The following is a 22,842-nucleotide window of genomic DNA, read 5'->3' as shown; positions in this document are numbered from 1 at the left end:
TCCATGCTAACAACCCACAGCGCCGCATGGGCTAAAGATTACGGACGGGCCGCCTCCGCCGCCCCTTTTGCCTTGCAACAGGCGCCCGCAGCGGGGGCACCCTGACGGGAATGCTGAACCGGAACGCCCGCCGGGAGATGTGGTGGGTGGCGTGCCGGCGCTGCACGGGTGGGGGCGTGGCCGGCAATTGCTGCGCATCACGGGCAAAGAACCACTGCTTGGCGAGCTCCACGAGCACCAGATACACCACCACCATGCCCAGCAGGGCCAGGAAGAACGGCACCGGCAACGGGTCGAAGCCCAGCACGCCGGCCAGGGGTGAGAGCGGCAGGAACACGCCCACGGCCACCACACCCAGGGACGCCGCGATCAGGCCGTTGGAGGGCCGGCTGCGCAGGAACGGAACGCGCCGGGTGCGGATGGCGAAGATAATCAGCGTCTGGGTGGCAATGGATTCGATGAACCAGCCGGCCCTGAACTCCCCGGGCGCTGCGTCGAAAACGAACAACATCAGGGCGAACGTGGCGAAGTCGAACAGCGAGCTGATGGGCCCGAAAAGGAGCATGAACCGCCGGATGAAGGCGATGTTCCAGTGCGAGGGCGCACGCAGCTGTTCCTTGTCCACACGGTCCCCCGGGATGGCCAGCTGCCCGGAATCGTAGAGCAGGTTGTTCAGCAGGATCTGGCCCGGCAGCATGGGCAGGAAGCTCAGCACCACGGAAGCCACGGCGGCGCTGAACATGTTGCCGAAGTTGCTGGACGTGCCCATCAGCACGTACTTGATGGTGTTGGCGAAGATCCGCCGCCCCTCCATCACGCCGTCCGCCAGGACGCCGAGGTCCTTGTCCAAAAGGACGACGTCGGCCGCGTCCTTGGCGACGTCCGTTGCGGTATCAACGGAAATGCCGATATCCGCCTTGTGCAATGCCAGGGCGTCGTTGACGCCGTCCCCCATGAAGCCCACCGCACCGCCGCTTTGCCGCAGGAGGGTGATGATCCGCGCCTTTTGTTCCGGGGAGACCCGGGCGAAAATGGTGGCCGTACGCGCGGCGGCGGCGAGGTCGGCGTCGGACATGGCCTCCACCTGGGCGCCGGTGAGTGTGCCGCCGGAGATGACGTCCAGGTCCGTGCAGACCTTTTCGGCCACCTTGGCGTTGTCCCCGGTGGCGAGTTTCACCGAGATGCCCAGCGCCTCCAGCCGGTCCAGCGACTGGCGGGCGTTGGCCTTGGGCTTGTCCAGGAACACCAGGAAACCGGCCAGCGTGAGGCCGTGCTCGTCAGCCGGGGTGAGCTTTGCCAGCCCCGCGGCGGGGCGGGTGGCCACCGCCACCACCCGGGCGCCAGCGTCGAACTGTTCATCCAGCATGGCTTGCACGGCCGGCGACGTGGGGCCGCACAGGGCCAGCACGTCCTCCGGGGCCCCCTTGGTGACGAGCCGCGGCTGGCCGTCCGAATCGCGGACCAGCACGGTGGTGCGGCGGCGCTGGTGGTCGAAGCCGATCAGGTCCAGCCGCTGGAACCGCCCGGGTTCGAACGCAGCGGCGCCGGGGCTCTCCCACAGCGCCGCATCCAACGGGTTCTGGCCTGCGGAGGAAGCCTTCGCGCCGGCATAGTCCGCCTCGGTGGCCAACAGGCCAAGGGTGAGCAGGCCGTCGTCGGACGTTCCATCGCTGGCCGGAAGCGCATGGGTGAAGCTGATCTTCCCTTCGGTCAGGGTGCCGGTCTTGTCGGTGACCAGGATGTCCATGTCCCCCAGGTCCTCGATGCACACCAGCCGCTTGACCAGGACCTTCCGCTTGGCCAACTGGCGGGTGCCGGTGGCCAGGCTGGTGCTGACGACGGCGGGCAGCAGCTGCGGCGTGATGCCCACCGCGATGGCCAGGGAAAACAGCAGCGATTCCAGCAGCGGGCGTGCCAGGAGCAGGTTGGCCACGAAGATCAGCGACGTCAGCACCACGGCCACCTGCAGCAGCAGGAACGAGAACCGTTTGAGGCCCAGCTGGAACTCGGTCTGCGGCTGCCGTTCGCCCAGGCCCAGCGCAATCCGGCCGAACTCCGCCCGCCCGCCGGTGGCCACCACCACGCCGCTGCAGCCGCCGGACTGGACCACGGTGCCCATGAAGACGCAGGAGGCGAGATCGGCAAGGGATGCGCCGGGAGCGACGGGGGCAGGGTCCTTGGCGGCGGGCTGGGATTCGCCCGTGAGGATGCTTTCGTCGCAGTGCAGGTTGTTGGTGGTGAGGAGGCGGATGTCGGCCGGGACAATGGCGCCCAGGGAGAGATGCACGACGTCGCCCGGCACCAAAGCGGTGACGTCCACTTCCCTTGTGGCGCCGCCGCGCTGGACGGCGGCCTGGTGGGTGACCCGGGAGTGCAGGGCCTCCGAGGCGAGCTCGGCGCGGTACTCGTTGGTGAAACCCAGCCCCACGCTGACCAGCAGAATTACCCCGATGACGATCGAGTTGGTGGCGTCGCCCAGGAACAGCGACAAGCCGGCGGTGATGATCAGGAGGATGAGGATGGGGCTGGCGAACTGCCGGCCAAGCACGGCCCAGGCGTTGGCCCGGTGGGTGCGGACGGCGTTGGGGCCAAGCTGCTCCAACCGGCCGGCCGCCTCCTCCTCACTGAGGCCGCCGGGACCGGACCCCAGGCGGGTGAGGGTCTGTTCGGCCGTCAGGCTCGCGGCGTCCGCGATCGGCAGCTGGAGGGAGCCGCGCTCCTGGACGTTCACGTCAGTCATGGCCGGATCCGTTCGGACACGTCGGGCTGCGAATTTGCCTTTACCGCTCTAGGGTACGACCCGTGTCTGACAGTCACCCGAGCAACTTCTCCCTGGCCATCACAGCGCCCGTTTCTCCAGCCAGGACATGATGGCGTTGAGGAACTGGTCCGGGGCGGCGGCGTGCACATTGTGCCCTGTCTCCAGGGTGACCAGGGCGCAGTCAGGGATCAGCTCTGCGACCTCCGTGAGCAACTCCTGCGGGATGTGGCTGCCGGCGCCGCCGCCGATCAGCAGCGTGGGCACCATGATTTCGGGCAGCCTGGGCCACCAGCGGCGCAAGGGGTCGTTGACCTGCCCGGCGACGGCGGTGACGACAGCCCAGTCGAAAGGCAACTCGCCCGGGGGCCGTTCCGGCAGGGTGCGCGTCCGCGGGTACGGCGGCGGGGCGTCCTCGACGACCAGGCGGGCCAGCCGGCCGGACTGTGCCAGTGCGACGAGGTAGGCCACCACTCCGCCCATGGAATGCCCCACCAGGATCACGTCGTGGAGGTCCAGCGCGTCCAGGACAGCCACGACGTCGTCGCGCATGAGCTCGAAGGAATACTTCCCGGGCCGGCCGCTGCCCCCGTGGCCGCGGAGGTCGATGGCGAACACCCTGAAGCCCGGTTCGAGCCCTGCGGCAATCGTGCCCCAGTCCCCTGCGGTGTCGCCCAGGGCATGCAGCAGCACCACGGGAGGCGCGCCGGGGTCGCCGGACTCCTTGACGCTGATCCGCACCCCATCCGCTCCCGGCAGGGTCAGGGTTTTCATGCTGTGCTGCCCGGGTCAGCAGGACTTGGCGTCTGGCTGGGCGGCCCGGGGCTGGTGGCCGTGCCAAGGATGTGGGCGAGGGAAGGATTCAAGCGCTGCACGGGGAAACCGAACCGTTCGTGGTCCTGAACCGTGAACCCTGCCGCGGTGATCGCTGCCAGGGTGTCCCGGTTGAGGTGGCAGCCGCCCATGAACCGCCCCCAGACAGGGGTCAGCACATCCTCCGCCTTGGCCACGAGCGGGTGCCCCGACCGGACGTGCTCGTAGTAGGCAAGGGTCCCGCCGGGCTTGAGGACGCGGCGGATCTCGGCGAGCACCGCAGCCTGGTCCCTGACACTGCAGAGGACAAGGCTGGCCACCACCGCGTCGGCGCTGGCCGTTTCTGCCGGGATGTGCTCCGCGGCGGCATCGACAACGGTCACCGGAACGCTCGCCGATGGTGCCGCCTCCTGCGCCACGTCCCGCAAATAGTCCTCCGGTTCCAGGGCCAGGACATGGGTCACGGTTGAAGGGTAGAGCGGGAAGGACGATCCAGCCCCCGCTCCGATCTCGATGACGGAGCCGTGCAGCCCGGCAAGGATGCGGCGGCGGTGCTCGGCTGCCCCGCGGCGGTCCATGCCGCCAACCACCCGGGCGAAAGCGCGGGCGAAGAGCGGGTGCTGCAGGCTGTCCATCCGGTTCCTCCCAGGGGCTGCTGCCGGCGTACCCACTTTTAACTACTTGAGGCTGAGGACCTCGTCAATCGGCCGGCCGTTGACGTATACCAATGCGCTAGTGGCTCCCGAGGCGGCCATGGCGGTGTACTCCAGCTGCGCCTTGGCCCTGGGGATGTCACAGACGCCACCCAGCATGAACTGCCCGGAAAGCCAGATGCTGATGGTGCTGCCGTTCAGCTCGCCGCCCAGGTACGTCAGGCTGGACTGGTACAGCACGTTGATCAGCCCGGACATCCCCACGTCCCGCTTCTTGTTGGCGAGCAGTGTCTCCACACTGGGCCGCACCTGGTCGGTGAACCGGACCGGCCCCGTGGTGGTGGCCACCAGGCTGTCGCCGCAGCCTATCCGGGGACCGGAGACGCCGTTGTCGTCCACGGCCACGTAGTAGATGGTTAGCGGGCCGGTTTGTTCCGGGAGGCCGGTGGGCTGGGGTTCCTGCGTCGGCTGGGGCTCCTGCGTGGGTGGCGGGCCGGCTGGGGCAGACGACGGCGGAGGGGCGGCCGCGGTGGTGGGCGCGGCTGAGGTGCTGGGCGGTGACGTCGGGGTCGCCGTTGCGGTGCCGGTCGCCGTCGTACTTGGGGTGGCGCTGGTGGTGGGGCTCGCCGACGGTGCCGCGGAACTGCTGGTCGGCGACGGGCTGGGCGGGCCGAAGCACCCTGTGAGGAGCAACAGGCCGCTGAGCCCGAGAACGCTGAGCGCCGTATGCCTGGGCCTGGTCATGATGCCCCCCCCTTGAATGTGGGCCCCGCGGTTGCGGGACCCACATTCAAGCTACGCCTGAGGTTTATGGGGAAACAGGGCCTTAAGTCCGAGCGCCCCGGGCTACGGATGCACCAGCACCTTCACCGCGGTGTCCTTGTGGTTGATGAGGGTGTCAAAGCCCTGCTCCACCAGGTCCTCCAGCGCGATCCGGCCGGTGATGAACGGCTTGAGGTCCACCTTGCCTTCCTGCACCATCTTGATGACCGCCGGGTGGTCCCGGACATAGGCGATGGTGCCGCGCAGGTCGATCTCCTTGAGCACGATCTTCTGCATGTCCACAGTGGCCGGCGCACCCCAGATGGACACGTTGACCACCACGGCCCCCGGCCGGACGGCGTCGAGCATGGTGTCCAGGACCGCGTTCACGCCCGCGCATTCGAAGGCGACGTCCGCCCCGGTGCCGCCGGTGAGCTCGCGGACCCGCTCCGGCACGTTCTCCTGGCTCGGGTCCAGCACGTGGTCGGCCACGCCGCTGGAGGTGGCCTTCTCCTTCCGGGCCTGGGTGAGCTCGCTGATGATCGTGGTCACGCCCATGCCCTTGAGCACGGCCGCGGTGAGCAAACCGATTGGCCCGGACCCGCCCACCAGGGCCACGTCGCCTTCCTTGACGCCACTGCGCGCCACCGCGTGATGGGCCACGGACAGCGGTTCGATCAGGGCGGCCTCATCCAGCGGGATGTTCCCGATGGGGTGCACCCAGCGCTGGTCCACCACGATCTTCTCGCTTAGCCCTCCCCCGCCGCCGGACAGCCCGATGAAGCCCATCTGCCGGCACAGGTGGTAGCTGCCGGCCTGGCACATGTCGCAGGTCCCGTCCACAAAGTAGGGTTCGACGACGACGTTGTCACCCACTGCCAGCCCCTCCACGCCTTCGCCGACTTCAGCCACAGTCCCGGAGAATTCGTGCCCCAGGGTCACCGGGGATTCCTCGTGGGACAGCGGGTGTGGATGCCCGGGTGCGGGACAGAAGATAGGCCCCTCCAGGTACTCATGCAGGTCGGTGCCGCAGATGCCGCACCAGGCGACGTCGATCTTCACCGTCCCCGCCCGCAGCTCCGGCTCCGGGATGTCCTCGATCCGGATGTCCTTGCGGGCGTGGAAACGTGCTGCCTTCATGATGGGTTCTCCTTAGCGGGTGTGGTGGCTGGGCTGCAGTTCGTAGACGGGGGTCTCGAGTCCTTCCATCCGGGCCTTCAGCTGCAGCGCCAGGTAGGCGGAGTAGTGCCGGCTCTGGTGCAGGTTGCCGCCATGGATCCAGAGGTTGGGCACGTTGGTGGGCTTCCACATATTGCGCAGCTCCCCCTCCCACGGACCAGGGTCTTTTGGCGTGTCTGAGCCGTATCCCCAGCACCTGCCCACCTGGTCCGCGATTTCGGGCGAGACCAGGTCTGCCAGCCACCCGTTCATCGAGCCGTAGCCGGTGGCATAGACAATCAGGTCCGCCTCCAGCTCGGTGCCGTCGTCCATGACCACGGCGTTGCCGGTGATCTTGGCGACCTGCCCGGACTTGAGCTTCACCCGGCCGTCGATGATCAGCTGGGAAGCACCTACGTCGATGTAGTAGCCGGAGCCGCGCCGCAGGTACTTCACGAACAGGCCGGACCCGTCCACGCCGAAGTCCAGGTCGAACCCGGCGGCCTCCAGCTGCGAATAGAACTCCGCGTCCCGCTTGGCCATCTCCTGGTACACCGGCACCTGCGCCTCCGGGAGGATTCGCATGGGCAGCGAGGCGAACAGCAGGTCCGCCTTCTCCGTGGTGACGCCGGCCGCGAGCGCCCGCTCCGAGTACAGGTCCCCCAGCGCAAGGTCCATCAGGGATTCGCTGCGGGCGATGTGGGTGGAGGAGCGCTGGACCATGGTGACGTCGGCGCCGTGCTCCCAGAGGTCGGCGCAGATGTCGTGGGCCGAGTTGTTGGAGCCGATCACCACGGCCTTCTTGCCCGTCCAGTCACCTCCACCGGGATGCTGGGAGGAGTGCCGCTGCTCGCCCAGGAAGGTCTCGGCGCCGTCGAACTTTGGAATGTTCGGGTAGCCGGAGACGCCCAGGGCGAAAATGAGCTGCTTGGGCCGGAGCGTCACCGGCTCGCCGTTGCGAAGGACGTTGACCTCCCATTCCTGCGCGCCGTCGTCGTACACTGCCTTGACGCACTCGGTGCCGGACCAGTAGTTAAGCTCCATGATGCGGGTGTAGTGCTCCAGCCAGTCGCCGATCTTGTCCTTGGCGGCGAAGACCGGCCAATCGTCAGGGAACTTCAGGTAGGGCAGGTGGTCGTACCAGACGGGGTCGTGTAGGTGCAGGGACTTGTAGCGGTTGCGCCAGGAGTCGCCGGGGTTCTGGTTCTTTTCGACGATGATGGTGGGCACGCCCAACCGCTTCAGCCGCGCCGCGAGGCCGATCCCGCCCTGCCCGCCGCCGATGATCACGCAGTAGGGCTGCTCCTCGTAGCCCAGCCGGGCCTCCTGCTCCTCCTTGAGCTCCTTCCAGGACTTGCGTCCGCGGACGATCTCGTGGGCCACTCCCTGCTCGCGCCGCGGGCCCTTCTTCTCCTCGAAGCCCTTCAGCTCCTGCATGGTGGTCAGCAGCGTCCAGCACTTGCCGTTGCGGAGCCGGAGGTGGCCGTAGCCACGCGCGGCACCGGTTTCGAACGTGATCCAGGCTTCCACGTTCTCCGCGTCCCCGATGGCATCCTCAGACAGAGCCCAGTTGGAGGGCTGCACCCGGTCCAGCGTGGCCTCGAGCATGCGGCGGATGTCCGCCTTGCCTTCCAGGGTTTTCAGGTTCCAGGTGAACGCCACAAAGTCCCGCCAGTAGGTTTCATCCTCGAAAAGTTCCAGCGCGGCGTCCACGTCGCGCCGCTGCAGCGCGTCATCCAGGCCGGAAAGCCAGGCCTGCGCGGCAGCGGTGGGTGTTTGGGTCATCTCCACTCCTTTGTGCTGTTCCTCGGGCTCCGCCTGCCCGATATGCTGGGGCGGGCGTGAGCTGCATCACTAGTGGAACGCGGCGGGGGTAACAGGGGCGTTACACGAATCCGGCAAAGGTGCCGGCTGTGAGGAGGAAAGAGTGGACCACGGCCTGAGGTTTTCGGACCCGACAACGTATGCACGGACGCTGCGCCGCGCGCACGAGCTGGTCATTTCCGGCGTCCCGCGGCCGGAGATCTCCACCAGCCTGGTCGATTCGTGGCACCGCTCCATGGCTTTGGGCATCAGCCCGGACCAGCACAGCCCGCGGCACCTGCACGAGGTGGCGGAGGTGCTGGAGCTGCGGCGGGAGCACCGGCTGCAGCAGGTGATGCCCGCGCTGCACGACCTCCTGGCCGATGATTCCCGCTCCGGCCGCCACCTGCTGGTGCTCACCGATGCCGGCGGCGAGGTCCTCTGGCGGGTGGGCAGTCCGGCTGTCCTCCGCCGGGCCGACCACCTGGAATTCCTGGAAGGGGCCGACTGGTCAGAAGCCGGTATCGGCACCAACGCCATCAGCGAAGCCCTGGTCACCGGCGGCCCCGTGCAGCTGTTCTCCGCCGAACACCTGGTCCGCACGCACCACGAATGGGCCTGCACCGCGGCGCCCATTACGGACCCTGCCACCGGGCAGGTGCTCGGGGTGCTGGACGTGTCCGGGCCCTTGGACACCCTCAGCGCGGACACTTTGCGGATGGTGCGCTGCGCCGTGCGGGTGGCAGAGGCTTTGCTGGGAACGTCCGACGGCGGCACCTCCTTGGGTGCCTTGTCTCCCGTTGGTGCTTCCCGGCAGCCTGCGGCTTTCCCTTCGCGTCCGGCTGCCGCGGTGGAGCGGCTGGAACTTCTCGGCGACAAGCCCGCCGCGGTGTTTGCCGATGGGAGCCGTGTGTCTTTGACCCTGCGCCGGGCGGAGATCCTGGCGCTGCTGGATTCCCGGGCGCAGGGCTGGTCCGCGGAGGAGCTGGCGTACGAGCTGCATGGCGACGTGGGCACCCCGCAGGCCATCCGGACCGAGATGTTCCGGGTACGGTCCATGCTGGGCAGCGCCGTGGAGTCCAACCCCTACCGGCTTGCTCCCGCGCTGGCTGGTCGTTCCGACGCGGGGCAGGTGCTGAGGCTGCTGCGCGCGGGCCTGGTTGCCGAGGCGCTGGAGGCGTACAGCGCTCCCCTGCTCAGCCGGTCCGTTGCCCTCACGGTGCAGCTGCTCCGGGACCAACTGGACATGGCGGTGGGCTCGGCCGTTCGGGCCAGCGGGGACGCCTCGCTGCTGGTGCGGTGGTTGGCCACGGACATGGGGGCCGCTGATTCCTTGGCCGTTGGGGCGCTGGGCCGGCTGGTGGGCCGCGGGGATCCGCGGTACCTGGCGTTCAGGGCGGGATGCACGGCCGGTTACTAGGCCCGGCCCTCACCAGACCGAATCGCCGCGCAGCACCACGTCGCTTCCGCCGTCGACATAGACAATCTGCCCGCACAGGTGGGTGTTCTCCACGCTGTTGAGCCAGGCCAGCAGGCGGGCCACGACAACCGGTTCGGCAATCCCGTTCAGTGGCATTGGGACCACTTTCAACAGCGACTCCCGTTCTTGTTCGGTATCGATCATCTCGGCGGTCATGGGGGTGGCAATGATTCCGGGAGCCACGGCGTTCAGGGGGATCCCGGCTCCGGCCCAGTCGGCGGTGGCGGCCTGGCGGCGGACCCACCGGGACAATGCGAGCTTCGTGGAACAGTAGATGAGCCCGCCAGTGGTCGGTTCCTTGGCCAGGACCTCGGCGCGGGCCATGGCTGCCTGCTCGTCTCCTGCGGTCAGCCGCCCCACCAGCTCTTCGTCGCTGGCCATGAGGGCTGCCATGGATGAGACCACCACCGCGCGCGGGGCGTCGGATCCCTTCAGCAGGGGCCTGAGTTTTTCGAGTGTTGCTATCGCTCCAAAGAAGTTGACGGCGACAGTCGGCGGCGCCGCGGATGCGAGTCCGGCATTGGCGTAAATGGCATCGATCCTGCCGCCGCTGACTTTTCGTACAGCGTCTACCAATGCGGCCCTTCCTTCCGCGCTGGCAAGATCGGCCACTACCTCGGCGTCGTGCAGGTCCACCCCGATCACGCGTTCGCCCCGCTGTTCCAGGAGTTCCTTGGTTGCCTTGCCAATGCCGGAGGCGGCGCCGGTGACGACGGAGGTGCGGGGCATGGTTCCTTCTTTCGCTGGCCGGATGGGGTCGGGCCCAAGTTTGCCCGGGAAGCCTGCACTGAGCCAGAGTCCAAAGGCCCGCACCGGACGCGGGGCCGGCCGCACAAAGTTCACAGCTCTTGTCAAGCCGTTAACCCCCCATTCATATCCTCCTCGAAACCTGTACAGAAGCTGGAAATAGCGTGGGAGCCATGGACAACATCTCCCGCAGAACCCTTATCTCGGCCGGCCTCGGCGCCGGCCTGGTCGCAGCCCTGCCGGGCGCCGCCGTCGCGGTTTCCACCGCTGACGACGCCGGCCTCCGCAACGATCCCTTCATGCTCGGCATCGCATCCGGCGAGCCGTGGCCGGACGGCTTCGTCCTCTGGACCCGCCTGGCCCTGAACCCGGTGGCCGAGGACGGGCTGGGCGGTATGCCGTCCCGCCCCGTGGCCGTGCAGTGGGAGGTGGCCGAGGACGAAAGCATGCGGAAGGTGGTGGCCCGCGGCGTGGAGCAGGCCCGTCCTGAAGCTGCGCATTCGGTGCACGTGGAGCTGCGCGGGTTGAAGGCCGGCCGCGAGTACTTCTACCGGTTCCGCGCCGGCAGGCACCTCAGCCCGGTGGGCCGCACCCTGACCAGCCCGGCACTGCACGAGACGCCGGCCGCCCTGGCCATGGCGTTCGCCAGCTGCGCGCAGTACGAGCACGGCTACTTCACCGCCTACCGCCGCCTGGCCGAGGACCACCCGGACCTGGTGCTGCACCTGGGCGACTACCTGTACGAATACAAGAAGGACAGCTACGTGATTGGCGGCGGCAACCCGCGCGACCATGAGGGCCCGGAGACCGTCACGCCGGAGAGCTACCGGCAGCGGCACGCCCAGTACAAGGCCGACGCCGACCTGCAGGCTGCGCACGCAATCGCACCCTGGGCAGTGGTGTGGGATGACCACGAGGTGGACAACAACTGGGCGGACGACGTGCCCGAGAACAAGGACGCCGGGCAGCTCGACGACAGCGTAGGGCACTTCCGGCAGCGCCGGGCCGCCGCATTCCAGGCCTACTACGAGAACATGCCGCTGCGCCCGTCGTCGCTGCCGGCCGGCCCGGACATGAAGATCTACCGCAGGATCCAGTGGGGCCAGCTGGCTAACTTCCACATGATGGATACCCGGCAGTACCGCGACGACCAGCTGGCCGGCGACGGCTGGAAGGAAAACGTCACCGAACGCCTCGCGGAGGACCGGACCATCACCGGCGCCGAGCAGGAAAAGTGGCTGCTGGACGGCTTCCGCGACTCCACCCAGCGCTGGGACATCCTGGGCCAGCAGGTCTTCTTCGCCGAACGCGACCGCAATAAGGCACCTGAGATCGACGACGTCTCCATGGACGGCTGGGACGGGTACGCGGCGTCCCGCCGCCGCATCACCCAGGGCTGGGTGGAGGCGAACGTCCGCAACGCCGTCGTACTCACCGGGGATGTGCACCGGCACTGGGCCAACGACGTCAAGGTGGACTACAAGGACCCCGGCTCCCCCGTGGTCGGCGCGGAGCTGGTGTGCACGTCCATCACCTCCACCGGCAACGGCAGCGGCTCCACCACGGACGCCACCATGGCCTGGAACCAGCACCTGAAGTTCTACAACGACAACCGCGGCTACGTGAACACCCGGATCACCCGCGACGCGATGACCGCTGACTTCCGGGTGCTGGACCACGTCACGACGCCGGGCGCACCGGTTTCCACCAAGGCCTCCTTCGAAATCCGCGACGGCGTCCCGGGGCTTCAGTCGCGCGCCTGACCTTCGTGTGTGACGCGTTTGCGTGATTTATCGGCGGTTGGTTAAGGCGGTCCCCTGTATTTGCGGGGTTCCGTGCTCCCGTTGAAGGCAATAGTTACGCAAGCGCGTCGACGGTGGGCTGGCGGGACCTTCGGCACTTCTGGTGGCGGGGGTCCCGTGGCATTTTGGCGGCTATGTCCGGACGACGACATAGTGTACGGGCGGGCCGCGGAACGGTACGCCGCCGGCGCTGGCTGCTCCTGGCGGTGTCGCTCTTCGCGCAGCTGGCGGCGTATCTGCTGTGGCGCCCGGCCATGCTGCGGTGGGGAACCGAGGGAACGGAAGCGGTGGAGCCCCTGCCCGGCGACGGCCTGGAGCCCCGGCCGGTGTTCCAAAGCACCCGGGCCATCACCATCGATGCCCCGCCGGACCGCGTGTGGCCATGGATCGTGCAGATGGGGATCTATCGTGCGGGTTTCTACACGCACGACCGGGTTGAGCGGACCCTGTTCCACGCCCGGTACGTCGAGGGAAAACACTCGGCGACGCGGATCCACCCGGAGCTGCAGGACCTCAAGGTCGGGGACAAGGTCCCGTACGGTGCCGGCGTTTTCGCCACCGTCTCCGAGCTCGAACTCAACAAGCATCTCGTGGCCGGAGAGCAGTTCATCCTGCGGACCCTCCCCGGAAACCGCACCCGCTTCATCATCCGGTACCGCGGCCCGGGGTATCTCAGTGCCGCCGTACGCGGCGCCGGTCCCGACGCTCCGGCGGTGACCCGGGCTCTGGCATCCACCCTCCGGAACGTGCCGGGCGCGCTGATGCTGGCACGCGGCGTCGACCTTTTCATTGGTGACCCGCTGCACCACTACATGGAGGTTGGCGTGCTCCGCGGGGTCAAGCAGCGCGCCGAGTCCAGCACTTAGATAACCAGTAGCCCTAGGCAACAAAAACAGGTACCAGGGGCTCTTGTTAGGGGATCGATTAGGGGCCTACCCTAAGTCCCCTAGGGGTTGCGTCGGGCTGGGCCGGCGGCAGGACTCCGGCAAGTAAATATGCCACTGCGGCATCAAGTCCCAGGAGCCGGCCATGAAGAGCGAAGTTTTCCCAGGTTGGTTACGGCAGGCCGTGGTTCTGGTCCTGATAGCGGCTGCCGCCCTGGTGGGAGCGCCGCCGGCTTCCGCAGATCCCGTCTACGGGACCCAGAGCATCGCCTACTCCGGCGTCGCCAATCCGCCCACGTCGGACAAGCCCCAGAGCAAGCTGTGGTGGAATGACGGCTCCTGGTGGGCGGACATGTGGACCAGCGGCAGCGGCTGGAGCATCTACCGGCTGGACCGGCCCAGCGCCACTTGGGTGAACACGGGCGTGGTCAATGACACCCGCGGCAGCACCCTGGCCGACACCATGTGGGACGGCAGCCACCTCTACATCGCCTCGCACGTGGTCACCATCTCCACCGACGCCAACCCGAAACCCTCTGTCGCCGGACAGCCCGCATACCTTTACCGGTACAGCTACTCCAGCGGCAAGTACACGCTCGACTCCGGGTTCCCCACGGTGATTGCCAACAACAGCAGCGAGTCGATGACCATCGACGAGGACAGCACGGGCGCCATCTGGGCCACATGGACGCAGGTGGCGGGCAACAGCACCAGCGGTTTCACCAACACCGTCTTCGTCAACAACTCGGCGCCCGGCGGTTCCAGCTGGGCTGCGCCGTTCGTCCTCCCGGTCTCCAATCCGCACCCGGCACCGGATGACATTTCTGCCGTGGTGTCCTACAACAAGAACAAAATTGGCGTGATGTGGAGCGACCAGCTCACCGGCTCGGTATGGTGGGCCTCGCGGACCGATGGGACCTCCCCCACGGCGTCATCGTCCTGGAACTTCCAGCCGGCCATCCGGGGCCAAGGGCAGGCCGACGACCACCTGAACATCAAGTCCCTGCAGTCGGATACCAGCGGCCGCGTCTTCGCCGCGGTGAAGACCAGCCTGAACGACGTCTCCAGTGATCCCACGCTGCCGCAGTTGCTGCTGCTGGTCTTCAAGCCGGGCACGGGTTCCTTCACCCAGTCCACCATCTCCACAACGGGTGATTGCGTCAGCAGGCCGCAGATAGTCCTGGACACCCAGAACAACCTGGTCCGCGCTTTCCAGACAGCCCCGCCCACGTCAGTGACCGGCTGCGCGTACTCCGGGGTGGCCGGCAGCATCTACGAGAAGACGGCGTCCATGGACAACCCGGTGTTTGGCAGCGGCCGCGGGACCCCCGTCATCCAGAGCGCATCGTCGTCCAACATGAACAATGTGACCACCACCAAGCAGGGTGTGGACAGTTCCACGGGCATCGTGGTCATGGCCAGTGACGACGTGGCCAAGCGCTACTGGTACTCGGACCGTCCGCTGGGACCGGCGGTCACGGCACCGGTGGCATCCTTCACGGCCTCCCCCACATCCGGCACAGCGCCGCTGAACGTCGCCTTCACTGACACGTCCACCGGCACGCCCACCTCCTGGGCCTGGGACTTTGGCGACGGCAGCACCTCCACCGCGCAGAACCCCGCCCACAGCTACGCGGGAGCCGGCACCTACACGGCCAAGCTCACGGCCACGAACAGCGGCGGGTCCAGTTCTGCCAGCACCACGATCACCGTCAGTTCCTCCTCCACACCGCCGCCGGCCGCAGGGGTAGGCGTCGTCGGCTCGTCCACCACTTATTCGGGAACGGCGGCTTCCGCCGTCTCCATCGGTGCCCCCGCCGGAACCGCTGCCGGTGATGTCCTGGTCGCCGCCATCACCACGGACCTGAACCCCACCATGGCCTCCGTCCCGGCGGGCTGGACTCCGCTGGTCAACGGCCTGGGCATCAACAGCACCTCCACCTCCGGTGCCAGGGTCTTTGCCTATTACCACGTGGTGGGCGCCTCGGATCCTGCCAGCTACGCGTGGACGCTCAGCACGGCCGTGAAGTGGGGCGGCGGCATCACCGGTTACCGGGGCGTGAACAACACCACGCCGCTTGACTCCTCTGCAGCGACGGCCGTGGACGCCACCTACAACGCCACCAGCATCACCGCCCCCAGCGTCACAACGGCCACCAACGGCGCCATGCTGGTCGGCGGCGTGGGCTGTGACTGCGCAGCCCCTGTGGTTTCCTCCGCGCCGGCCGGCTGGACCCAGCGCTGGCAGGCCGCCGGTGGGCAGATTGCCGAACTCGCGGACAAGGTGCAGGCAACCGCCGGAGCCAGCGGAACAGCTACCTGGACCCTGAGCGGTGCGCGTGCAGTTGCCGCCTGGCAGGTCGCGCTGAAGCCGGCCAGCTAGGGCACCGCTTACCCGGCAGCGCGGCTAACTGACGCTATTTAACGGCGCCGGCGGCGTTCACCCGGCCGTAGGCCCAGTACGTGCCGGTGCCGGCAACCTTGTCCGCGGTGGATTCCACGTCTGCCCTGATGGAGGTGTTCGTGGCGCCCGGATGCGAGCTCCACGCGAGCGCCGCCGCTCCTGCCACGATGGCCGAGGACATCGAGCTTCCGTTGCCCACGTCGTAGCCCTGGGACCGGTTGTTCTGGGTGGCCAGCACGAAGGGGTGGTTGGGGAAGGTGGAGTAGACGTTGACGCCGGGAGCGGCAACGTCCACCCAGCTTGCGCCGTAGGTGGAGAACGAGGCTTTGGCATCGTTATTGTCGGTGGCGCCGACGGCGATGACATGGGTGTACGCGCCGGGGTAGATCTTGGTCTGGTTCCCGCCGTTGCCGGCAGCCGCCACCAGCACCACACCCTTGCTCCAGGCGTTGTTGACGGCGGTTTCCAGGGTCCGCGATGCCCGGACGCCCAGGCTCATGTTGATCACCTTGGCGCCGTTGCTGACCGCCCAGTTGATGCCGTTCGCAAGGGCCGAGCTCGAACCGACGCCGTTGTCGTCCAGGACCTTTCCGGCCAGGATGGAGCAGCCCGGGCAGACCCCTGCCACGCCGATGGTGTTGTCGGTGGTGGCGGCGACGCTGCCGGCCACGTGGGTGCCGTGGCCGTAGTAGTCCTCGGCCACCGGGTCCCCTGCCTTGGTGGCCGAGCCGCTGAAGTTGGCGCGGGCCACCACCTTGGGTGCGATGTCCGGGTTGTCGCTGGCGACGCCGGAATCCAGCACCGCGACCTTGACGCCGTTGCCGGTGGTCACGTCCCACGCTTCGACGGCATCCACGTCGGCGTCGGGCGTGCCGGCAGGAATGGTGAGGTCGCCTGCGGTGTTGGTGAACGACTGCCCATCGTTCTGCAGGGCGTACTGGCGCGGGAAGTACTGGTCGGAGGTGAAGGCTGCCACCGGCTGGTCCGCTTCGGCGTACTCGACGGCGGGGTCCCGGCTGAGCGCCTCGATGAACCGGTCTTCGCTGCCGGCGGGCACGCTGACCAGTCTGGCGCCCGTACTGCCGACGTCCACGCCGTCCAGTCCGCGCCTGTGCAGGATGCCGGCGGCAGCGCCGTCGTCGTAAAACTTTACGAGGACGTGCCCGGGCTGAGGCGACGTGCCTCCTGCAGCATTGGCGGGAAGGGCAAGCGGAACGGGACCGAGCACCAGCAGTGCTGCCGTGAGGCCGGCGGTGAAGAGTTTTCTCATGCGGGCCATCTTGGCCCCACAGGCCGGGACGCGAAAGGGGCAGGAGCCCCAAAGTGCTCCGCTTCCTGGTAACGAGGACCCTGGCCCCACAGTCCCGGCCGAATTTACACTGGCGGGATGGAAGCGGTGGTCAGCGGCGTGCCGGTCCATTTCGTTGAACATGGCAGCGGAACACCCGTCCTTGCCCTGCACGGCGCCGGAGTGGACCACCGGGAGATTGCGGGCGGCCTGGAACCGATGTTCGCGAGAATCCCCGGGTTCCGCCGCCTGTATCCGGACCTGCCGGGGATGGGCCGCACCCCGGCTCACGCGTCGCTCAACAGCAACGACGACGTGCTGGACCTCCTGCTCGGCTTCATCGACGGCACGATCGGTGATGAACCGTTCCTCATGATCGGTCAGTCGTATGGCGGGTACCTGGCCCGCGCGGTTGCCCACCTGCGGCCGCAGGCGGCCGGGTTTGCCCTGATCTGCCCCATCGGCGCGCATACCGGCAGCGTGCCCAAGCATGAGGTCCTGGTGTCGTCGGTCAGTCCTGCCGGCCTCGACGCGGAAAGCGAGGCCTCTTTCCGCAGCTATTTCGTGGTCCAGACGGACGAAACGCTGAAACGGTTCCAGCAGTTCGTGGCTCCTGCAGCATCCCTTGTTGACGAGCAGGGGTTGGCCCGCATTTTTTCGCAGTGGGAGCTGCGGGACCGGCCGGAATCGGCAGCCCGGTATCCGCGTCCCGTGCTGGTCCTGGTGGGGCGGCAGGACGCCACCGCCGGATACGCGGATGGGTTGGCGCTGGCCCGGGACTACCCGCGCGGCACTTTTGCCGTGCTGGACCGCGCCGGCCACGCCCTGCTGCACGAGCAGCCCGCGCTCGTCCAGGCCTTCCTCGCCGAATGGATTGAGCGGGTGCGCGAGGACCAAGCCCCGGTGCGGGCCGGCTCCCGGCTCCCCTGACCAGGACGACTCCGCGCACCCCACCAGGGGCCGCCGTCGTACTTCCCCACAAGCCGTTGTGCGCTGTCGAGGCCGGGGCTACGATGCTCGCGGGGAGGGTCCTTCGTCTCACTGACTAACAAAAATAGGGGCCCACAATGACCGACTTTTTCACGATGCAGCCCGGCGAGACCGCGCCTCCCCTTCCAGCGGGACCCGTCCTGTGCACGGGAACCGCTGCCATGCGGCGCATCCACCGCTTCTTCCTTTGGGCCTACGGCGAGGCGCCCGGACTGGTGCGTTCGGCCGCGGCGGGCGACACGGCCCGCGCCGCCTATGTCGGGGAAGTGCTGGGGAACTTCGACAAGGTGCTCCACCTCCACCACGAGGGCGAGGACCTGTTGATGTATCCGCAGCTGAAGGAGCGCGCGCCGGCGTGTGCGCTGCACGTGGGGCAGATGCTGGAGCAGCATCGGCAGGTGACACAGCGGCTGGATGCCATTGAGCCGGTGCGGCTGCGCTGGATGTCGACGGCGGATGAGGAGTCGGCGTCGGAACTGGCCGCGCTGTACGAGGACCTGTCCGCCGTCCTCAACGTGCACCTCCGGCGGGAGGTCACCGAGATGATGCCCGTCGCGGACCGGGTGATGAGCGAGAAAGAAGCCGCGGCGGTGGGGCAGCACGGGGTCAAGGCACTCGACAAGAGGTTCATGGTGGGGTACCTGGGCATGGTGCTGGCCACGAACCCACCCGCGGACCGGAAGGAGCTGTTCAAGGAGATCCCACCCCCGGTCCGGCTCGCCTACAAGCTGGTGGGGCGGCGGATGTACCGGAAGCAGTACGCCACCCTGTTCCCGGGCCGGCCGGTGCCGGAGACGCTTTAGAAGCTCTAGAAGTACGACGGCGGGTGGCCGGCTTTGCGAGCCAGCCTCCCGCCGTCGTACTGCTCTTGTCGGGCTGCTAGTCCTCTTCCAACTCGCCCCGGACAAGGCGCCGCGTAACCTCGGTGAGGAGCTCGACGCCCCGCAGCGCGTCGTCGTCGTGCGTGAACTCAGCCTCGTTGTGCGAGATCCCCTCCACGCTGGGGACGAAGAGCATGACGGTGGGAACCACGTCCTTCATGTTGGTCGAATCATGCCCGGCGACGGTCATCACGTCCGCGTGGCTGTAGCCCAGGCTGTCCGCGCTGGCCCTGCCCAGCGCTGCTCCCTCGGGCTGGTAGGACACCACTTCCCAGTTGTGCGTCAGGTCCAGCCGGATCTCCGTGCGGGAGTCCGCCTGGGCGTCGATGATCCTCTTTTCGAGCCGCTCCATGGCAAGGCCGAGCACGGATTCGTCCGGGGAGCGCAGGTCCAGGTTCATCAGCACCTGCCGGGCGATGGTGACCGGCGAGTTCGGCAGGACATACAGCTCGGAGACCGAGGTGTGCAGCAGCCCGGGCTCGAATTCCGCGGCCAGTTCACGCGCGGCGGTGATGACCAGTGCGGCGCCGAAGAGGGCGTCCCGGCGGTCTTCCATGCGGGTTGCGCCTGTGTGCGACTGTGCTCCGTCCACCGTCACCCGGTACTTGCTGGCGGCCCACGTCCTGTCCACGATGCCCACCTGGGTGCCGCTTTCCTCCAGGTTCCGGCCCTGCTCGATGTGGATTTCGGCGTAGCGGGCAACCTGGGCGAGGACGGGCGCGTTCCCGTCAGGGGCAGCGTGTCCGTTGGCAAGGGCTTGGGCCACGGTTGTCCCCGCGGGATCGGTGGTGGCGAGGGCATCCTCCAGCCGCAGTTTCCCGGTGAAGACGCCGCTGCCCATCATGCTGGGCTTGAAGCGGCTGCCTTCCTCGTTGAACCAGTTCACCACGGCCAGGTTGTAGGCGGTCTGGAGCGTGCCGGCCCGGGCTTCCGCCGCAACCCGGGCACCGGCGTGGGCTGCTGCGAGCACCCCGTAGGCCCCGTCATACCGGCCGGCCAACGGCTGGGAGTCCAGGTGTGAACCGACCAGGACGTAGGGGGCGCCGGGCACCAGTTCCACGGTGCCGAACTGGTTGCCGGCCTCGTCCACCGTTTCGGTGTAGCCGTGCCTGGCCAGCCATTGGCTGAACCAGGCCCGGGTGGCGTGGTCCTCCGGGGTTCCGGCCTGGCGGTCCACGCCGCCGCCGGGCGTGGCGCCAAAGCCGGACATCGTGGCGAAATCCGCGAGGAACTGCTCATCGGTGGTGCTCATGGGGTTTCCTTTCCTGACAGCGCCGGCTCCAGGTCTGCGGGGCGGGCCGGTGCCGGTAGATTTTCTGCGCCGAAACGGATTTGCCCACCCACCATGGTGGCCAGTACCCGCGTGGCTGAAATGTTTGAGGGCTCGACGGCGGTGGGGTCCTGGTCGAGGAACACCAGGTCAGCCAGGTACCCCGGCGCCAGGCGCCCCTTGATGTGCCCGGATCCGGTCGCGGCGGCAGAACCCGTGGTGTAGGCGGCCAGCGCCTCAGTCGCCGTGATCCTTTCGTGCGGCCCGTAGACCTCGCCCGACGGCGTCAGCCGCTCCACGAAGGACTGCATGACATCCAGCGGCCTGCCGTTTGACACGGGACGGTCCGAGCTGCCCGGCAGGGTGACGCCACGCTCCAGCAGGCTCTTGCCTGGGTAGGACCACGCGGTGCGTTTGGGACCCAGCAGGCGGGCCATGCCGTCGCCGAACTCGGTGATGAAGTGCGGCTGCGGGACCAGCACGATTCCGGCATTGGCGATCCTGTCAAGCTGGTCGGGCCGGACCACCCCGCCGTGCTCGATCCGGTTGGGCTGTGCATTGAGCCCGAACTTTTCCTGCGCCTCGGTGATGATGGCGATGGCATGGTCCACGGCGTGGTCGCCGATCGCGTGCATCGCGATTGCCCAGCCGGCGCGGTAGGCGGCGAGCGCAGATGCGCGCAGCTGGTCCGCGTCCATCTGCAGGTAGCCGTGGTTGTGCGTGCAGCCCACATAGTCCTCGGTCATATAGGCCGTGCTGCCCAGGAGCGACCCGTCGCTGAAGATCTTCACGGGGCCCAGCCGCAGCCAGTCGTCGCCCAGCCCGGTGCGGATGCCGGCGTCCAGAGTCCTGGAGGCCGGGTCGTCGGCGTGGCCGGGAACCTCGTGGAGGGCGTCCATGACCAGCATGGGCTGCATCCTGACACTGAGCAGCCCCTTGTCCCGTGCGTTCAGGTAGGCCGAGAACTCGCGCGGAGAGTAACCGATCCAGCCGCCGGCGATTCCTGCATCCGTAACGCTGGTGAGTCCTTCGGACAGGTAGTGCGAGGTTGCCAGGTCCAGCGCGCGCTCAATGGTCTCCAGCGGGTACGGCAGCAGGATGTCCTGCACCAGACGCATGGCATTTTCCTCCAGCAGACCCGTCGGCAGGCCGTCGTCGCCCATCACCACAAGTCCGCCCTCAATCGGGGCACCGAGATCTGCGCGCGCGGCGACGAGTTCCAGCGCCGCGCCGTTGAGCGTGCAGGCGTGGCCCGACGAGTGCTTGATCCACACCGGGCGTCCCCCGGCGGCCGTATCCAGCCGGTGGCGGTCCGGTTGCCGGCCGTCGAACAGCAGGGGGCTGAAGCCGGACGCCACCACCCATTCGTCGGGAGCCTTTCCGGCGGCGGCCTCGGCAACAATCTCGTACAGCTCTTCCAGGCTTGCCGCTGCCCCCGCGTTGGCCTCCATGAGCCCGAGGCCGAACCACACGCTGTGCGCGTGGACATCGTTGAACCCTGGCACGATCGTGGTCCCGGCGGCATCGATGGTCTGGCGGGCATGGCCGGCCAGGGCAGGGTCCGGATCGACGTCGAGGATCTTGCCGTCATGGATGAGCAGGCTCGTCGCCATGGGCCGGGAAGCATCCTGGGTCAGTACGTGTGCGTTGCGGATCAGGAGATCGACGGGCATGAATCCTCTTTGATAAGCCTCCGGATGGGACGGAGGGTTCAGGGCAGTGGCCTTGAAGTGGGGCTGCGCTCCATTCAACTCTGTAATTTTGCTGCCTTCAATGGACATCAAACGCGGTCTTGAAGCGCTAATTTAGGCTTTTGCATAAAATGGGTTGCATGACACCCCAAGACGACACTGCCGCGCGCCCCTCAGGTCCGGTGACCAGGGAGTTCAATCCGGGCCGGCCCATGGAGCCGGAATGGACTGAACTGCTGGAGAGCCTGTGGAAGGAACGCTCCCGGCTGGTGGATGACTTCCTGGAACGCTTCTCCGCGATTTCCTACGGGGACGCGTTGGTTCCCAAGGATGATGTGTACCGGACCGCCGCGGACACCATGGACATGTTCCTGTATCAGATGGCCGGGTTGGAGCTGCCCACGGACCTGCAGACCCTGCCCCGGGAGGTGGCGGCCCGCCGGGCGCGCCAGGGCGTGCCGCTGGACGCATTTCTTGAGGCAATCCGCAATGACTTCCGCGTTCTCTGGAGGGGATTGGAACGGGTGGCCCGGAACCAAGGGATCAGCGTCCTGGTGGCCAACATGGACCGGGTCCTGGACGCCGTAGAGGGGTATATTAGCAGCATCCAGCAGGCCTATGCCGAGGAGGAGGCACGGCTGGCCCGCAACAAGCAGCTGTACCGCCAGCGCCTGCTGTCCCGGCTGTTCAACGCCGAAGCAGGCAGTCCCGGCGATACGCAGGACCTCGCCACGGCCCTCGGAGTGCAGGCCACCGGTACCTTTGAAGTGCTGGCGGTGACCTCCGACGCGGTGGCGCAGGCTCAGCGGCAGTTCGAGCCGGACCACCGCACCTATATGTACGAGAACACCGGCGTCCTGTACGTCTTCCGCCAGCAGCGCAAGGGCCGGACCTGGCGCGAGGAAGGCCCAGGTTTCCCCGCCGGATACGTGCCCGATGTTGACGGGCTGGCGGCCGTCCCGGCCGCTTCCGCATCGGCGCTGGTGCTGGCGCGGCAAAAGCCCCGGGGCACCGGTCTGGCCACGATGGAGGATACGTGGATGGGCATCGCCGGGGGCCTGCTGGAGCAGAAGTTTCCGGGCTTTTCCGCCCCCATAAAGCAGGCCCTGGACAGGTGCACACCGCTGGAACGCCAGCGCCTGTTGCAGGTGGCGCGCAGTTACGCCCGGACCGGATCCATCAAGGAGACCGCGGAGGAACTGTTCTGCCACCGGAACACCGTGGTCAACCGCCTGCACAGCCTGCACGAGGTCATTGGCCTGGACCTCACCGTCCCGGCGGAGGCTGCGCGGGCCCTTGTTTCGCTCAGCCGGTACAGCGAGTTCACGGATTGATTTGTGAAATTGCCCACCTAGAAGCCTAAAAGTGGGTGGATATTGTCATTGTTTAGGGCTTTATCACTCACCTAATGTCGAAGGAACCACCGCAGCGAGCAGGCCAGCGCCTTTCGACCGCCGC

The 22,842-nt window shown here is 67.6% G+C and carries 17 protein-coding genes; 7 read left to right on the top strand and 10 right to left on the bottom strand.

Annotated features, from left to right (window positions below; genetic code table 11):
• Window positions 1-31 precede the first annotated feature (31 nt).
• The 6 genes from mgtA to ACFO0G_RS05955 all read right to left on the bottom strand — a co-directional run bounded on the left by mgtA (window position 32) and on the right by ACFO0G_RS05955 (window position 7,929).
• Window positions 32-2,740, bottom strand: coding sequence for a magnesium-translocating P-type ATPase (gene mgtA / locus ACFO0G_RS05980; RefSeq protein ID WP_376976792.1), 2,709 nt, complete (start codon window positions 2,738-2,740; stop codon window positions 32-34).
• 99 nt (window positions 2,741-2,839) lie between these two features.
• Window positions 2,840-3,532, bottom strand: coding sequence for an alpha/beta fold hydrolase (locus ACFO0G_RS05975; RefSeq protein WP_376976791.1), 693 nt, complete (start codon window positions 3,530-3,532; stop codon window positions 2,840-2,842).
• Window positions 3,529-4,206 (bottom strand): class I SAM-dependent methyltransferase, encoded by a 678-nt coding sequence (locus tag ACFO0G_RS05970; protein WP_286402638.1) that lies wholly within the window; start codon window positions 4,204-4,206, stop codon window positions 3,529-3,531. Before ACFO0G_RS05970 ends, ACFO0G_RS05975 begins: the two co-directional genes overlap by 4 nt.
• A 42-nt stretch (window positions 4,207-4,248) precedes the next feature.
• Window positions 4,249-4,968, bottom strand: a complete 720-nt coding sequence (locus tag ACFO0G_RS05965; RefSeq protein WP_376976790.1) for a hypothetical protein — start codon at window positions 4,966-4,968, stop codon at window positions 4,249-4,251.
• A gap of 102 nt (window positions 4,969-5,070) precedes the next feature.
• Window positions 5,071-6,126 (bottom strand): 2,3-butanediol dehydrogenase, encoded by a 1,056-nt coding sequence (locus ACFO0G_RS05960; protein WP_376976789.1) that lies wholly within the window; start codon window positions 6,124-6,126, stop codon window positions 5,071-5,073.
• Between the two features lie 12 nt (window positions 6,127-6,138).
• Window positions 6,139-7,929 (bottom strand): NAD(P)/FAD-dependent oxidoreductase, encoded by a 1,791-nt coding sequence (locus tag ACFO0G_RS05955; RefSeq protein ID WP_286402629.1) that lies wholly within the window; start codon window positions 7,927-7,929, stop codon window positions 6,139-6,141.
• 142 nt (window positions 7,930-8,071) lie between these two features.
• Between ACFO0G_RS05955 and ACFO0G_RS05950 the strand changes: the two genes are divergently transcribed.
• Window positions 8,072-9,367, top strand: coding sequence for a GAF domain-containing protein (locus ACFO0G_RS05950; protein WP_376976788.1), 1,296 nt, complete (start codon window positions 8,072-8,074; stop codon window positions 9,365-9,367).
• Between the two features lie 9 nt (window positions 9,368-9,376).
• Here ACFO0G_RS05950 and ACFO0G_RS05945 read toward each other — a convergent pair whose 3' ends face one another.
• Window positions 9,377-10,156 (bottom strand): SDR family oxidoreductase, encoded by a 780-nt coding sequence (locus ACFO0G_RS05945; protein ID WP_376976787.1) that lies wholly within the window; start codon window positions 10,154-10,156, stop codon window positions 9,377-9,379.
• Window positions 10,157-10,347: 191 nt separating this feature from the next.
• Between ACFO0G_RS05945 and ACFO0G_RS05940 the strand changes: the two genes are divergently transcribed.
• The 3 genes from ACFO0G_RS05940 (at window position 10,348) to ACFO0G_RS05930 (ending at window position 15,243) form a co-directional block, all read left to right on the top strand.
• On the top strand, window positions 10,348-11,937 hold the full coding sequence (locus tag ACFO0G_RS05940; protein ID WP_376976786.1) for an alkaline phosphatase D family protein: 1,590 nt from the start codon (window positions 10,348-10,350) through the stop codon (window positions 11,935-11,937).
• Between the two features lie 173 nt (window positions 11,938-12,110).
• Window positions 12,111-12,842, top strand: a complete 732-nt coding sequence (locus tag ACFO0G_RS05935; protein WP_376976785.1) for a hypothetical protein — start codon at window positions 12,111-12,113, stop codon at window positions 12,840-12,842.
• Between the two features lie 163 nt (window positions 12,843-13,005).
• A complete protein-coding gene (locus tag ACFO0G_RS05930; protein WP_376976784.1) occupies window positions 13,006-15,243 on the top strand; it encodes a PKD domain-containing protein in 2,238 nt (745 codons plus the stop codon).
• Window positions 15,244-15,277: 34 nt separating this feature from the next.
• Here the strand turns inward: ACFO0G_RS05930 and ACFO0G_RS05925 are convergent, their stop codons facing one another.
• Window positions 15,278-16,534, bottom strand: coding sequence for a S8 family serine peptidase (locus ACFO0G_RS05925; protein WP_376976783.1), 1,257 nt, complete (start codon window positions 16,532-16,534; stop codon window positions 15,278-15,280).
• 117 nt (window positions 16,535-16,651) lie between these two features.
• On the opposite strand from ACFO0G_RS05925, the gene ACFO0G_RS05920 reads away from it, so the two are divergent.
• Together ACFO0G_RS05920 and ACFO0G_RS05915 are read left to right on the top strand one after the other, a co-directional pair.
• Window positions 16,652-17,482 (top strand): alpha/beta fold hydrolase, encoded by an 831-nt coding sequence (locus ACFO0G_RS05920; protein ID WP_376976782.1) that lies wholly within the window; start codon window positions 16,652-16,654, stop codon window positions 17,480-17,482.
• 137 nt (window positions 17,483-17,619) lie between these two features.
• Complete coding sequence (locus ACFO0G_RS05915; RefSeq protein WP_376976781.1) at window positions 17,620-18,345, top strand: hemerythrin domain-containing protein; 726 nt, start codon at window positions 17,620-17,622, stop codon at window positions 18,343-18,345.
• A 76-nt stretch (window positions 18,346-18,421) separates the two neighbouring features.
• Here ACFO0G_RS05915 and ACFO0G_RS05910 read toward each other — a convergent pair whose 3' ends face one another.
• Both ACFO0G_RS05910 and ACFO0G_RS05905 read right to left on the bottom strand, forming a co-directional pair.
• Complete coding sequence (locus tag ACFO0G_RS05910) at window positions 18,422-19,675, bottom strand: M20 family metallo-hydrolase (protein WP_376976780.1); 1,254 nt, start codon at window positions 19,673-19,675, stop codon at window positions 18,422-18,424.
• The gene (locus ACFO0G_RS05905) at window positions 19,672-21,366 is read right to left on the bottom strand and encodes an amidohydrolase (RefSeq protein WP_376976779.1); all 1,695 of its coding nucleotides are present in this window, start codon (window positions 21,364-21,366) and stop codon (window positions 19,672-19,674) included. The genes ACFO0G_RS05910 and ACFO0G_RS05905 overlap by 4 nt, the downstream gene beginning before the upstream one ends.
• 158 nt (window positions 21,367-21,524) lie before the next feature.
• Between ACFO0G_RS05905 and ACFO0G_RS05900 the strand changes: the two genes are divergently transcribed.
• On the top strand, window positions 21,525-22,718 hold the full coding sequence (locus ACFO0G_RS05900; RefSeq protein ID WP_376976778.1) for a helix-turn-helix domain-containing protein: 1,194 nt from the start codon (window positions 21,525-21,527) through the stop codon (window positions 22,716-22,718).
• Window positions 22,719-22,842 lie beyond the last annotated feature (124 nt).

It is taken from the genome of Arthrobacter sedimenti (assembly GCF_042652025.1).
GTDB classification, from domain to species: domain Bacteria; phylum Actinomycetota; class Actinomycetes; order Actinomycetales; family Micrococcaceae; genus Arthrobacter; species Arthrobacter sedimenti.
The sequence above is the reverse complement of the archived record's forward strand: the minus strand, read 5'-3'. Positions and strand labels throughout refer to the sequence as shown.

What these genes read in the sequence shown, in the direction of transcription:
- ACFO0G_RS05905 (WP_376976779.1), bottom strand. Translation starts at nt 21,366, where the DNA reads ATGCCCGTCGATCTCCTGATCCGCAACGCACACGTACTGACCCAGGAT.
- ACFO0G_RS05930 (WP_376976784.1), top strand. Translation starts at nt 13,006, where the DNA reads ATGAAGAGCGAAGTTTTCCCAGGTTGGTTACGGCAGGCCGTGGTTCTG.
- ACFO0G_RS05915 (WP_376976781.1), top strand. Translation starts at nt 17,620, where the DNA reads ATGACCGACTTTTTCACGATGCAGCCCGGCGAGACCGCGCCTCCCCTT.
- ACFO0G_RS05945 (WP_376976787.1), bottom strand. Translation starts at nt 10,156, where the DNA reads ATGCCCCGCACCTCCGTCGTCACCGGCGCCGCCTCCGGCATTGGCAAG.
- mgtA (WP_376976792.1), bottom strand. Translation starts at nt 2,740, where the DNA reads ATGACTGACGTGAACGTCCAGGAGCGCGGCTCCCTCCAGCTGCCGATC.
- ACFO0G_RS05960 (WP_376976789.1), bottom strand. Translation starts at nt 6,126, where the DNA reads ATGAAGGCAGCACGTTTCCACGCCCGCAAGGACATCCGGATCGAGGAC.
- ACFO0G_RS05970 (WP_286402638.1), bottom strand. Translation starts at nt 4,206, where the DNA reads ATGGACAGCCTGCAGCACCCGCTCTTCGCCCGCGCTTTCGCCCGGGTG.
- ACFO0G_RS05910 (WP_376976780.1), bottom strand. Translation starts at nt 19,675, where the DNA reads ATGAGCACCACCGATGAGCAGTTCCTCGCGGATTTCGCCACGATGTCC.
- ACFO0G_RS05975 (WP_376976791.1), bottom strand. Translation starts at nt 3,532, where the DNA reads ATGAAAACCCTGACCCTGCCGGGAGCGGATGGGGTGCGGATCAGCGTC.
- ACFO0G_RS05925 (WP_376976783.1), bottom strand. Translation starts at nt 16,534, where the DNA reads ATGAGAAAACTCTTCACCGCCGGCCTCACGGCAGCACTGCTGGTGCTC.
- ACFO0G_RS05900 (WP_376976778.1), top strand. Translation starts at nt 21,525, where the DNA reads ATGACACCCCAAGACGACACTGCCGCGCGCCCCTCAGGTCCGGTGACC.
- ACFO0G_RS05955 (WP_286402629.1), bottom strand. Translation starts at nt 7,929, where the DNA reads ATGACCCAAACACCCACCGCTGCCGCGCAGGCCTGGCTTTCCGGCCTG.
- ACFO0G_RS05965 (WP_376976790.1), bottom strand. Translation starts at nt 4,968, where the DNA reads ATGACCAGGCCCAGGCATACGGCGCTCAGCGTTCTCGGGCTCAGCGGC.
- ACFO0G_RS05920 (WP_376976782.1), top strand. Translation starts at nt 16,652, where the DNA reads ATGGAAGCGGTGGTCAGCGGCGTGCCGGTCCATTTCGTTGAACATGGC.
- ACFO0G_RS05940 (WP_376976786.1), top strand. Translation starts at nt 10,348, where the DNA reads ATGGACAACATCTCCCGCAGAACCCTTATCTCGGCCGGCCTCGGCGCC.
- ACFO0G_RS05935 (WP_376976785.1), top strand. Translation starts at nt 12,111, where the DNA reads ATGTCCGGACGACGACATAGTGTACGGGCGGGCCGCGGAACGGTACGC.